At 72.0% G+C, this 11,332-nt stretch carries 11 protein-coding genes and 1 riboswitch; of the genes, 2 read left to right on the forward strand and 9 right to left on the reverse strand.

Going from position 1 to position 11,332, the window contains the following annotated elements; translation table 11 throughout:
- Positions 1 to 68 precede the first annotated feature (68 nt).
- Together CCN35_RS15600 and CCN35_RS15605 are read left to right on the forward strand one after the other, a co-directional pair.
- Entirely contained in the window at positions 69 to 719 is a 651-nt protein-coding gene (locus tag CCN35_RS15600; protein ID WP_086793173.1) for a uridine kinase family protein, read from the forward strand.
- A gap of 404 nt (positions 720 to 1,123) precedes the next feature.
- Positions 1,124 to 2,971 (forward strand): AAA family ATPase, encoded by a 1,848-nt coding sequence (locus tag CCN35_RS15605; RefSeq protein WP_067397681.1) that lies wholly within the window; start codon positions 1,124 to 1,126, stop codon positions 2,969 to 2,971.
- 91 nt (positions 2,972 to 3,062) lie between these two features.
- Here CCN35_RS15605 and CCN35_RS15610 read toward each other — a convergent pair whose 3' ends face one another.
- From CCN35_RS15610 to CCN35_RS15650, 9 genes are all read right to left on the reverse strand, one after another.
- Positions 3,063 to 4,172 (reverse strand): hemolysin family protein, encoded by a 1,110-nt coding sequence (locus CCN35_RS15610; protein ID WP_067397682.1) that lies wholly within the window; start codon positions 4,170 to 4,172, stop codon positions 3,063 to 3,065.
- Positions 4,169 to 5,515, reverse strand: coding sequence for a hemolysin family protein (locus CCN35_RS15615; RefSeq protein ID WP_086793176.1), 1,347 nt, complete (start codon positions 5,513 to 5,515; stop codon positions 4,169 to 4,171). Before CCN35_RS15615 ends, CCN35_RS15610 begins: the two co-directional genes overlap by 4 nt.
- Before the next feature lie 269 nt (positions 5,516 to 5,784).
- Positions 5,785 to 6,264, reverse strand: a complete 480-nt coding sequence (locus CCN35_RS15620) for a PH domain-containing protein (RefSeq protein WP_067397722.1) — start codon at positions 6,262 to 6,264, stop codon at positions 5,785 to 5,787.
- Between the two features lie 111 nt (positions 6,265 to 6,375).
- Complete coding sequence (gene hisG, locus CCN35_RS15625) at positions 6,376 to 7,224, reverse strand: ATP phosphoribosyltransferase (protein WP_067397684.1); 849 nt, start codon at positions 7,222 to 7,224, stop codon at positions 6,376 to 6,378.
- Between the two features lie 84 nt (positions 7,225 to 7,308).
- Positions 7,309 to 7,581 (reverse strand): phosphoribosyl-ATP diphosphatase, encoded by a 273-nt coding sequence (locus CCN35_RS15630; RefSeq protein WP_067397723.1) that lies wholly within the window; start codon positions 7,579 to 7,581, stop codon positions 7,309 to 7,311.
- A gap of 34 nt (positions 7,582 to 7,615) precedes the next feature.
- A complete protein-coding gene (ribH, locus tag CCN35_RS15635) occupies positions 7,616 to 8,101 on the reverse strand; it encodes a 6,7-dimethyl-8-ribityllumazine synthase (protein WP_067397685.1) in 486 nt (161 codons plus the stop codon).
- Between the two features lie 23 nt (positions 8,102 to 8,124).
- Positions 8,125 to 9,492 (reverse strand): bifunctional 3,4-dihydroxy-2-butanone-4-phosphate synthase/GTP cyclohydrolase II, encoded by a 1,368-nt coding sequence (locus CCN35_RS15640; protein ID WP_067397686.1) that lies wholly within the window; start codon positions 9,490 to 9,492, stop codon positions 8,125 to 8,127.
- A complete protein-coding gene (locus CCN35_RS15645) occupies positions 9,489 to 10,133 on the reverse strand; it encodes a nicotinamide mononucleotide transporter family protein (RefSeq protein WP_067397687.1) in 645 nt (214 codons plus the stop codon). Before CCN35_RS15645 ends, CCN35_RS15640 begins: the two co-directional genes overlap by 4 nt.
- On the reverse strand, positions 10,130 to 10,738 hold the full coding sequence (locus tag CCN35_RS15650) for a riboflavin synthase (protein WP_067397688.1): 609 nt from the start codon (positions 10,736 to 10,738) through the stop codon (positions 10,130 to 10,132). The genes CCN35_RS15645 and CCN35_RS15650 overlap by 4 nt, the downstream gene beginning before the upstream one ends.
- 150 nt (positions 10,739 to 10,888) lie before the next feature.
- Positions 10,889 to 11,020: riboswitch (FMN riboswitch) on the reverse strand.
- Between the last annotated feature and the right edge of the window lie 312 nt (positions 11,021 to 11,332).

Below are 11,332 nucleotides of genomic sequence, written 5' to 3' on the forward strand. Positions count from 1 at the left end.
CGCCGCCAAAGCGCCCCGCGGCGCATCGCTCCTTTGGGGTCTCCTGCTGGTCCGGCTATGTTCCGGGAATGGCCGTTCACGCTCTCGCCGACCGTCTGCGCCGTCTGCCGCCGTCCTGCGGGACCGTGCGGCTCGTCGGGATCGACGGGCACGCCGGATCCGGGAAGACCACGTTCGCCGGGAAGCTGGCGGCGGCCCTCGGGGACGCACCCGTGCTGCACCTGGACGACATCGCCAGTCATCAGGAGCTGTTCTCGTGGGACGGGCGGCTGCTGCGCGAGGTCGTCGAGCCGCTGCGGCGCGGGGCGACGGCGCACTACCGCCCCTACGACTGGCGGGCACGGCGGTTCGGACCGCCGCGCCCGCTGCCGCCGGCGCCGGTGGTCCTCGTCGAGGGCGTGGGGGCGGGACGGCGGGTGCTGCGCCCGCGTCTGGCGCGGCTGCTGTGGATGGACCTGCCGTGCGAGGAGGCCTGGGCGCGGGGGCGGTCCCGGGACGGGGAGGAGCAGAGGGAGTTCTGGTCCGGATGGGTCGAGGCCGAGCGCCGGCACTTCGCCGAGGACCCCTCGCGTCCCTTCGCCGACCTTCTGGTGCGGCAGTCGGCACAGGGGTACGAGGTGCTTCCGGGACCTGCCGGGACCGTTGGACCGGACCAGCCCGTCACCGGCGGTGACGGTTCGGCGTCATTGTGCCGAACCTGTGAAGATCGTCGCGCGTGAACTTCCCCGACTGTCTCAACTCCGCTTGACCCAGGGGCCGTACAGGACTTACGTTCTCACTGTGCGGCCGTCGACGGCCGCCGACGGACACGAAGCCCCCGGTTGTTCCCCCGTGATCGGGGGCTTCGTTCTGCCCTCCGGCTGTTTTCCGGACGCCGTCCGGCGCCATGTGATCACCCTCGGTCACCGCATGCGGTGCACCCGGTCCGCCCCACCTCGTCGAACGGCCCGTACGGCACTCTTCGGCGCGCGGCGGCCCCACGGGTACGATGCCCTCGGTGCGACCTAGGACGGCCGCTCAGCACACGGCAACTCCGGTCCGCGGTACAGCAGTTCGACCACAGGAGGCCGTCCGGTGGATGCCGGGCGGGCGACCCTTGGGGGCACGGTTTGTGGGGGACGTGATGGACTTCGGCGCACAGGGCCCCGACGCCCCGGCCGACCTCGCGTGGCTGCGAGGCGTGGACGCCTACACCATGGGCGCCTATGCGCAGGCGGAGGAGGAGTTCCGCACCGCGGTACGGCTGGACCCCGGAATGGCCGACGCCTGGCTCGGGCTGCACGCCCTGCGGGTGGACACGACGACCGCGCTGCTGCGGATGTTCCGGCACCGGGACCGTTTCGGCGAGCAGCGCGCCCGGCACCGCCGCACCCTCAACTCCTGGTACTGGCTGGGCTGGTGGGTGCAGCCCGTGCTGGAGAAGCCCCGTGATCTGCTGCTCGCGCACGCCTCGCACTGGCTGGACGGCCGCCATGTCCCCGAGCTGGACCGGGCGCTGGCCTGCCTGCCCCCGGTGGACACCGACCCCCAGGTCCGCTTTCTGCACGCCTGCCGCGCCTATCTCGTCAAGGACTGGGAGCAGCTGATCCGGCACACCGACCCGCTGCTCGACGACCCTCTGCTCGGCATCGAGGCCGGGCTGTTCGGCGGCATGGCCCGGGTCCGGCTGGAGATGTACGGGCAGGCCGAGCCGCTGCTCACGGCCGCGCTGATGCGCTGCCGCAGCGAGCAGCCGCAGCGCAAGGAGCTGCGGTACTGGCTGGCACGGGCGCACGAGGGCACCGGGCGCAGCGCCGCCGCGCTCCCGCTGTACCGGGCGGTGCACCGGGTCGACCCGGCCTTCATGGACACCTCGGCGCGGCTGGCGGCGATCGCCGAGAGCGACGGCTACGACGACGCGTCCGGGCTCTCCGCGGTCACGCTGACCGATGCCGGGCCGGACACGGTGGACGGCCCGGACACGCTGGACCCGCTCTTCGGCACGGAGGGGCGCGATCCGAAGCCGTCCGGTTCCGGTCTGCCGCCGGCGGCCGGTCCGGCGGTGCGCCGGCGGACCGCGGGGGGCGGAGGGGCGCCGCCGCCGGGGCCGGCCGATCCCGCGCTGCTCGAGGAGGCGCTCGCCGAACTCGAGCGCATGGTGGGGCTGGAGCCGGTGAAACGCCAGGTCAAGGCCCTGTCCGCACAGTTGAACATGGCACGGCTGCGGGCCGAGCAGGGGTTGCCCGTGCAGCCGCCCAAGCGTCACTTCGTCTTCTCCGGTCCCTCCGGCACCGGGAAGACCACCGTCGCCCGCATCCTCGGTCGCGTGTTCTACGCGCTGGGGCTGCTCGGCGGCGACCATCTGGTGGAGGCCCAGCGGGCCGACCTGGTCGGCGAGTACCTGGGGCAGACCGCCGTCAAGGCCAATGAGCTCATCGACTCCGCCCTCGGGGGCGTCCTCTTCGTCGACGAGGCGTACTCGCTGTCCAACTCCGGCTACGGCAAGGGGGACGCCTACGGCGACGAGGCGTTGCAGGTGCTGCTCAAGCGGGCCGAGGACAACCGCGATCAGCTGGTGGTGATACTCGCCGGCTATCCCGAGGGCATGGACCGGCTGCTCGCCGCCAACCCCGGGCTGTCGTCCCGTTTCACGACCCGGGTGGACTTCCCCTCGTACCGGCCCTCGGAGCTCACCGAGATCGGCAAGGTGCTCGCCGCGGAGAACGGCGATCTGTGGGACGAGGAGGCCCTGGAGGAACTGCGCTCGATCGCCGAGCACGTGGTCGAGCAGGGATGGATCGACGAACTCGGGAACGGGCGGTTCCTGCGGACGCTGTACGAGAAGAGCTGTGCCTACCGGGACCTGCGGCTGTCGGCGTACCCGGGGAAGCTGTCCCGGGAGGACCTGGCGACGCTGCGGCTGCCGGATCTGATGCAGGCGTACGGGGAGGTTCTGTCGGGCCGGGGTCCGCAGGACCCGTCGGCGTTGTGACGGCCGCCGGTCCCGTCGCTCCGGGTGCCCCCGCCGGCTCCGGCGGGGCGTGGCGCCCCGGCCGGAACCGGCGGCCGGACACGGCCGGACGCTACGGCGCCAGCGCCTCCTCCGGCTCCCCGCTCTTCTCCGGCCCGGCCGGCGGCGTCTTCTCCGGTCCGGCCGGAGGCGTCTGCGCCGTCACCCGGTGCGCGGGGTCCCGCACCTCGCCCACCAGGAGTTCCAGGACGTCCTCCAGGGCGACCAGGCCCAGCACCCTGCCGGAGGCGTCCGCCACCTGGGCCAGATGGGTGGCCGCCCGGCGCATGACCGTCAGTGCGTCGTCGAGCGGCAGCTCGGCACGCAGGGTGGTCATCGGGCGCCAGGTCCGCCGGGGCACGGGCCGGTCGAAGTCCTCCAGGTCCAGCACGTCCTTGACGTGGAGGTAGCCCAGGAAGGCGCCGTCGCCGTCGACGACCGGGAAGCGGGAGTAGCCGGTGCGGGCGGTGAGCTCGACGACCTCGCCGGGGGTGACCGACGGGCCGACCGTCACCAGCGAGGCACGTTCCAGCAGGACGTCGGTCACCGGGCGGGAGCCCAGCTCCAGCGCGTCCTCCAGGCGCTCCTGCTCCTCGGGGTCCAGCAGCCCCGCCTGGCGGGAGTCCTCCACCAGCCGGTTGAGCTGCGCCCGGTTGAAGGCGGCCTCGAGCTCGTCCTTGGGCTCGACGCGGAACAGGCGCAGCACCCACTCGGCGCAGGCGCCGAGCACGGCCGTGACCGGCCCGCACAGCCGGGCGAAGGCGACCAGGCCGGGGCCGAGCCACAGCGCGGTCCTCTCCGGCGCGGCCAGGGCGAGGTTCTTCGGCACCATCTCGCCGATGACGAGATGGAGGAAGACCACGGCCACGAGGGCGACGACGAAGCCGAGCGGATGGACCAGTCCGTGGGGCAGGTGCAGCCAGGTGAACACCGGCTCCAGCAGACGGGCCACCGTCGGTTCGGCGACGGCGCCCAGGGTCAGCGAGCAGACGGTGATGCCGAACTGGGCGGCGGCCATCATCTGCGGCAGCCGCTCCAGGCCGTGCAGCACCTGGCGGGCCCGTGCGGTGCCCAGCGGTTCGATCTGGCTGCGGCGGACGGAGACCAGGGCGAACTCGGCGCCGACGAAGAAGCCGTTGCCGAGGACCAGCAGTGCGGCGAGAACCAGTTGGAGCGCGCTCATCGGGCGGCCTCCGCCACGGCCGCGTCCGTGCCCGCCGCGGGGGCGGTGCGGATCAGCCGCACCCGCTCCGCGCGATAGTGCCCGACCCGGTGCACGACCAGCCTCCAGCCGGGCAGCTCCGCCTGGTCGCCGGGGGCCGGGATGCGGCCGAGCAGGTCGGCGACCAGGCCCGCGACGGTCTCGTACGGCCCTTCGGGCACGTCCAGGCCGATGCGCTCGAGCAGGTCGACACGGCAGCCGCCGTCGACGTCCCAGGCGGGCCGGCCGTCCTCCGGCGGGGCGGGGGCGAGTTCGGGCACGTCCGTGGCGTCGTGCTCGTCACGGACCTCGCCGACGAGCTCCTCGACGATGTCCTCCAGGGTGACGACGCCCGCCGTGCCGCCGTACTCGTCGACCACGACGGCGATGGGCTGCTCGCTGCGCAGCCGGGTGAGCAGGAGCCGCACCGGCAGGGTCTCGGGGACCAGCAGCGCCGGGCGGGCGATGCGGCTCACGGGGGTGCGCAGCCGTTCGTGCGCCGGCACCGCGAGGGCGTCCTTGAGGTGGACCATGCCGACGATCTCGTCGATCCTCCCGCGGTGGACGGGGAAGCGGGACAGGCCGGTGGCGCGGGTCAGGTTGACCACGTCCTCGGCGGTCGCCGAGGCCTGCAGGGCGCTGACCCTCACACGGGGGGTCATGACGTGCTGTGCGGTCAGTTCGCCCAGGGACAGGGTGCGCACGAAGAGGTCCGCGGTGTCCGGTTCGAGGGCGCCGGCCCGGGCCGAGTGGCGGGCCAGCGAGACCAGCTCGTCGGGGGTGCGGGCGGAGGCCAGTTCCTCGGTGGGCTCGACGCCCAGGGCGCGCACCAGCCGGTTGGCGATCGCGTTCAGCGCGGCGATCACCGGGCGGAACAGACGGGAGAAGACGTACTGCGGGCCGGCCACGAAGCGCGCGACCTGCAGGGGGCGGGAGACCGCCCAGTTCTTGGGCACGAGCTCGCCGATCACCATCTGGACCGCCGAGGCCAGCAGCACACCGACGGCCACGGCGGCTCCGGGGACGGCTCCCTCGGGTATGCCGGCCGCCGTGAACGGCCCGTGCAGCAGCCGGGCCAGCGACGGTTCGGCGAGCATGCCGACCACCAGGGAGGTGAGGGTGATGCCGAGCTGGGTGCCGGAGAGCTGGAACGACAGCTCCTTGAGACATGCGACGACCCTGCGGGCCCGTGGATCGCCTTCGGAGGCGGCCTTCTCGACGTCCGGGCGTTCGACGGTCACCAGACCGAACTCGGCCGCGACGAAGAAACCATTGGCCAGGATCAGCAGGAATGCCGCTGTCAGGAGCAGCAGGGGGATGATCACGATGCCGCCGCCTCCGTGTGTCCGCGCACCGCGGTCGGGCGGTGGGCGCTATGTCGGCAGGGGGCGGCGCAGGTACTGCAGGACGATCCGTCCATTGCCGGAGGGAGTCACTCCTCGGGTAGCAGGAGCCCCTGGCACCGGGCGGAGCTCAGGGGCGGAGGCACGGTGGACGTCGCCTCCGCCCAACAGAATATTCAAGACAGCGCTTCCCGCATCAGAGCGGACGTCTTCCGGTCCGGCTCGTCCGGTCCGGCCCGGGGCTTTCCCTCTCAGCCCCGGGGCTCCCCCTCGGACCGCTCGGGGTCCGGGGCGGACCGGGCCTCGACGAGCGCGCGCAGGGTGCGTGCGTCGGCGAGGGCCCGCTGCCTGGCGATGCCCGGCTGGATGGCGAGCACGGGCAGGACGGTGCCGTCGCTGAGGTCCAGGAACACCCAGGGGTCGCCGGGGCGCAGGTTCACCCGCAGGATCTCCGCCCAGTCCAGCCGGCGCCGGCTGATGATGTTGACGACGGTGAGACCGGAGTCGTCGGCGACCGCCTTCGGCCGGGCGAGCAGGACCGGGACCCCGGCGAGCAGGGCCCCGGTGAGGACGAAGCTGAGGCGCTCGGCGGGGCCGATCCGCTCCAGCAGCAGGGAGACGGTCGAGATCGCCGTGAACAGGGCGGCCGCGGCGGTGAGCAGGACGGCCCGGGTGCGGCCCGGCCGGAAGGTGACGGGCAGGTCGGGCAGGTCGTCGGACAGATCAGACATCGCCATGTGCGCCTTTCATCACTTTCGCCCTCTTCCGCCCCTTGCGCCTCTTCTTCTCTTTTTCCGCCTTGTGGGCCTCTTCCTTCCGGCCCCGCGGGCCTCCTTTGCCCGTCAGAGACGGCAGGCGTGGATGGCCGTGGTCAGGATGGCGCGGGCGCCGATCGCGTACAGGTCGTCCATGACCCGCTGGGCCTCGTCGGCCGGGACCATGGCGCGTACGGCGACCCAGCCCTCGTTGTGCAGCGGGGAGACGGTCGGGGACTCCAGGCCCGGGGTGAGCGCGACGGCCTTCTCCAGCTGCTCGACCCGGCAGTCGTAGTCCATCATCACGTACGTCCGGGCCACCAGGACGCCCTGGAGGCGGCGCAGGAACCGCTGCACCTCGGGCTCCTCGGCGTCCGCGCCGGTGCGGCGGACGACGACCGCCTCCGACTTCATGATCGGTTCGCCGACGACCTCCAGTCCGGCGTTGCGCAGCGAGGTCCCGGTCTCGACGACGTCCGCGATGACCTCGGCGACGCCGAGTTCGATGGCGGTCTCGACGGCGCCGTCCAGGTGGACGACGGAGGCGTCGATGCCGGCGTCGGCGAGGTGCTTGGCGACGATGCCCTCGTAGGACGTGGCGACCGTCTTGCCGTTGAGATCGGTGATGTCGCCGACGGTGCCGGGCTTGGCCGCGTAGCGGAAGGTGGAGCGGGCGAAGCCGAGCGGCAGGATCTCCTCGGCGCCCGCTCCGGAGTCGACGAGCAGGTCACGGCCGGTGATACCGATGTCGAGACGGCCGGTGGCGACGTAGATCGCGATGTCGCGCGGGCGGAGGTAGAAGAACTCGACCTCGTTGACCGGGTCGACGATCCGCAGCTCCTTGGACTCGCGCCGCTGCCGGTAGCCGGCCTCATGCAGCATCTCCGCCGCAGGGCCGGCGAGTGAACCCTTGTTGGGGACGGCGATGCGCAGCATGAGGTCGGCTTCCTTCGTTCGTCTCGGTGCTTCGTGCTGAATTGTGCAGGGAAAAGTGTGCGGGAAAGAGTGTGAGGCCGGTGCTCAGAGACGAGCGTAGACGTCGTCCAGGGAGATGCCGCGGGCGACCATCATCACCTGAACGTGGTACAGCAGCTGCGAGATCTCCTCGGCGGCCGCCTCCTTGCTCTCGTACTCGGCTGCCATCCAGACCTCGGCGGCCTCCTCGACGACCTTCTTGCCGATGGCATGGACTCCCTTGCCGACGAGTTCGGCGGTGCGGGAGGTGGCGGGGTCACCGTGGGCGGCCTTGTGCTGAAGCTCGGCGAAGAGCTCCTCGAACGTCTTCTTGGACATGGTGATCCCCACCCTACGCGCTCCGGGCGGCGGCTCACCGCCATGGTTCGGATACCGAGCGGAGCGTGGCCGCGGTCGCCACCGCCGCGGTGACCGCCTCGTAGCCCTTGTCCTCGCTGGAGCCCTCGAGGCCCGCCCGGTCCAGGGCCTGCTCCTCGGTGTCGCAGGTGAGGACGCCGAAGCCGACGGGCACACCGGTCTCGACCGCCACCTGGGTGAGGCCCTGGGTGACCCCCTGGCACACATAGTCGAAGTGGGGGGTGCCGCCGCGGATGACGACGCCGAGGGCGACGATCGCGTCGTAGCCGCGGCCGGCCAGCACCTTGGCCACCACGGGAAGCTCGAAGCTGCCGGGGACACGGAGCAGGGTCGGCTCGTCGATCCCCAGTTCGTGCAGGGCGCGCAGGGCGCCGTCCACCAGCCCGTCCATCACCTGCTCGTGCCACTGCGCCGCGATGACGGCGACCCTGAGGTCCCCGACGTCGCGGATGGCCAGTTCCGGTGCACCCTTGCCGCTCACGTGTCTCCTCGGTGTTCGTGTGCTTACTGGTTGCCGCAGGTGGACACGGCGGTGGTGTCCAGCCACGGCAGATCGTGGCCCATCCGGTCCCGCTTGGTCCGCAGATAGCGGAGGTTGTGCTCACCGGCCTGGACGGGCATCGGCTCCCGCCGGGTGACCTTCAGGCCGTGCCGGAGCAGGGCCTCGGTCTTGTCGGGGTTGTTGGTCATCAGGCGGACGCTCCTGACACCGAGGTCCCGCAGGATCCGTGCGCCGGCGCCGTAGTCGCGGGCGTCGGCGGGCAGGCCGAGTTCGAGGTTGGCGTCGAGGGTGTCCCGGCCGCGTTCCTGGAGCTCGTAGGCGCGGAGCTTGGACATCAGCCCGATGCCGCGTCCCTCGTGGCCGCGCAGATAGACCACCACTCCCCTGCCCTCGTCCTGGATGCGCCGCAGGGAGGCGTCCAGCTGGGGGCCGCAGTCGCAGCGCTGGGAGGCGAAGACGTCCCCGGTCAGGCATTCGGAGTGGACCCGGACCAGGACGTCCTCGCCCTCGCCGATCTCGCCGTGGACGAGGGCGACGTGCTCGACGCCGTCGACGGCGGAGCGGTAGCCGTACGCCGTGAAGGTGCCGTGCGTGGTGGGCAGGTGGACCTCGGCCTCGCGGCGGACGACGGGCTCGTGCGGGGATCCCTCCGCCCCGCGGGGCTGCTCCTGCTTCGGCGGTGCGGCCGGGAGCGGGGCGGAGGCCGGGAGCTCCCGGGAGCGGCGGTAGGCGATCAGGTCCTCGATGGAGATGATCGTCAGGCCGTGCTTGCGGGCGAAGACGATCAGCTCGGGCAGGCGGAGCATCCGGCCGTCCTCGCCGGCGATCTCCACGATCGCTCCGGCCGGGCGCAGTCCCGCGAGCCGGGCGAGGTCCACGGCGGCCTCGGTGTGCCCGTTGCGGACGAGCACCCCGCCGGGGCGGGCGCGCAGCGGGAAGACATGGCCGGGGCGGACGAAGTCGGCGGGCCCGGCGGTGCCGCTCGCCAGCAGCCGGAGGGTGGTGGCGCGGTCGGCGGCGGAGATGCCGGTGGTGACGCCGTGCTCGGCGGAGGCGTCGACGGAGACCGTGAACGCGGTCTTCATCGACTCGGTGTTCTCCTCCACCATCTGCGGCAGTTCGAGCCGGTCCAGCTCCTCGCCCTCCATGGGGGCGCAGATCAGTCCGCGGCACTCGCTCATCATGAAGGCGACGATCTCGGGGGTCACCTTCTCGGCGGCGATCACGAGGTCGCCCTCGTTCTCGCGGTCCTCGTCGTCGACGACCACGACCGGCCGGCCGGCCGCCATGTCGGCGATCGCCTGCTCGATCGGGTCGAGGGAGAAGTCCTCGGCGTTGTCCGTGCCGCAGAGGACGGGTGCCGCGGTCATGCGGGCGCTCCTTCCAGGACCGGCTGCGCCTTCTCGCGGGTGCGCAGCCACCAGTCGCGCATGCCCCACAGGACGAGTGCGCCGTAGACGATGTAGACGAGGCCGGAGAAGGCGAAGCCGTTGGCGAAGTTGAGCGGGACGCCGACGACGTCGACGAGCAGCCAGGCGAACCAGAACTCGACCATGCCGCGTGCCTGGGCGTACATGGCGATGAGGGTGCCGACGAAGATGTAGGCGTCGGGCCAGGGGTCCCAGGACAGCGACGGGTAGGCGTGGAAGAGACCGGCGACGGCGACGGTGCCGCCGGCGGCGGCGCCGAGCAGGACGGCCCGTTCGCGCCAGGTGGCGAACCGTACGGCGACGTGGCCGTCCTCCGCCCGGTTCCTGCCGCGGTTCCACTGCCACCAGCCGTAGACGGCGACGGCCATGACGATGATCTGCTTGCCGGCGCTGCCGGACAGATGGGCGGTGGCGAACGCGGTGAAGAGGATCAGACCCGAGAGGAACTGGGTGGGCCAGGTCCACAGGGAGCGCCGCCAGCCCAACGCCAGGGCGATCAGGCCGATGACGTTGCCGATCATGTCCGACCACTTGATGTGCTGGCCGAGGACGGTGAAGGCCTCGGAGTTGAGCCAGTTCACCGTGCATCCCCCCGGACCCGGTCGCCGAGCAGCCGTTCGACGTACTTGGCGACGACGTCCACCTCGAGGTTGACCGGGTCACCGGGCTGCTTGAGGCCCAGCGTGGTCAGCTCCAGGGTGGTGGGGATGAGGCTGACGGTGAAGTGCTCGTCGCCGGCCTCGACGACGGTGAGGCTGATGCCGTCGACGGCGATGGAGCCCTTCTCGACGACATAGCGCGCGAGGTCCGCCGGGAGCGAGATCTTCACGATCTCCCAGTGCTCGGAGGGGGTGCGCTCCAGGATCGTGCCGGTGCCGTCGACGTGTCCCTGCACGATGTGCCCGCCCAGGCGGGCGCCCACCGCGGTGGGGCGTTCGAGATTGACACGGGAGCCGACGGCGAGGGCCCCGAGGCTGGAGCGCTTGAGGGTCTCCGCCATGACGTCGGCGGTGAACTCGTCGCCCTCGTGCTCGACGACGGTGAGACAGACCCCGTTCACGGCGATGGAGTCGCCGTGCCGCGCACCCTGGGTCACGACGGGGCCGCGGAGCCGGAAGCGGGCGGCGTCGCCGAGGTTCTCGACGGCGGTGACCTCGCCCAGCTCTTCGACGATTCCGGTGAACACTTCCCGGGTCCTCCTGCCTCTTCGGGCACGGACTCCGGGGCTGCCGCCGACGACAGACTGTGCGAACGAGAGCACACGGGGCGACACCGGACGGGGCCACCCGAAGGGCGGACCCGGACACGGCGCCACGCACAGGTGCGTGCCCGCTCGCCGCGCACTGCCTCCCATCCGGACTTTGACCGTCGGTCCAGGAATTCCACCTGGTCAACCGTTCGCTGGAAAGCGACCGGGTCGCGGACTTTAACCGCCGGTTCGGAGTTTCACCGACCCCGGAGTGCGCTGCTACTGGTACAGGCCCAGTGTGCCACGCCTGATCGGCTCCCCCACAGGGGGGCGCTGTGGAGTGGATCACAAAGGGCGGGGCGGCCGTCGTGCGGGCGTGGGGATCCGGCGGGCAGCAGCCGTCGTCCACCGCCGCCGGAGCGGCTCGTACGGAGGCCGGACACCTGGCGGACAGGCCAGGAAGGCCAACTGGTGTGCGGTACAGGCGTGTTGCTCATCGGCAGTCGGAACGCACCGCAACCGCTGGGAAGTTGGGGTAAGGGAGGCGGCAGGAGGGGCGGTCCGGGGACGGCCGGCGGAAGGGTGCGGCGG

Origin of the sequence: Streptomyces thermovulgaris, from assembly GCF_002155915.1 — a bacterium.
Taxonomy (GTDB): domain Bacteria; phylum Actinomycetota; class Actinomycetes; order Streptomycetales; family Streptomycetaceae; genus Streptomyces; species Streptomyces thermovulgaris.

What these genes read in the sequence shown, in the direction of transcription:
- CCN35_RS15610 (WP_067397682.1), bottom strand. Translation starts at nt 4,172, where the DNA reads ATGAGCGCGCTCCAACTGGTTCTCGCCGCACTGCTGGTCCTCGGCAAC.
- CCN35_RS15620 (WP_067397722.1), bottom strand. Translation starts at nt 6,264, where the DNA reads ATGTCTGATCTGTCCGACGACCTGCCCGACCTGCCCGTCACCTTCCGG.
- CCN35_RS15605 (WP_067397681.1), top strand. Translation starts at nt 1,124, where the DNA reads ATGGACTTCGGCGCACAGGGCCCCGACGCCCCGGCCGACCTCGCGTGG.
- CCN35_RS15600 (WP_086793173.1), top strand. Translation starts at nt 69, where the DNA reads ATGGCCGTTCACGCTCTCGCCGACCGTCTGCGCCGTCTGCCGCCGTCC.
- CCN35_RS15630 (WP_067397723.1), bottom strand. Translation starts at nt 7,581, where the DNA reads ATGTCCAAGAAGACGTTCGAGGAGCTCTTCGCCGAGCTTCAGCACAAG.
- hisG (WP_067397684.1), bottom strand. Translation starts at nt 7,224, where the DNA reads ATGCTGCGCATCGCCGTCCCCAACAAGGGTTCACTCGCCGGCCCTGCG.
- CCN35_RS15640 (WP_067397686.1), bottom strand. Translation starts at nt 9,492, where the DNA reads ATGACCGCGGCACCCGTCCTCTGCGGCACGGACAACGCCGAGGACTTC.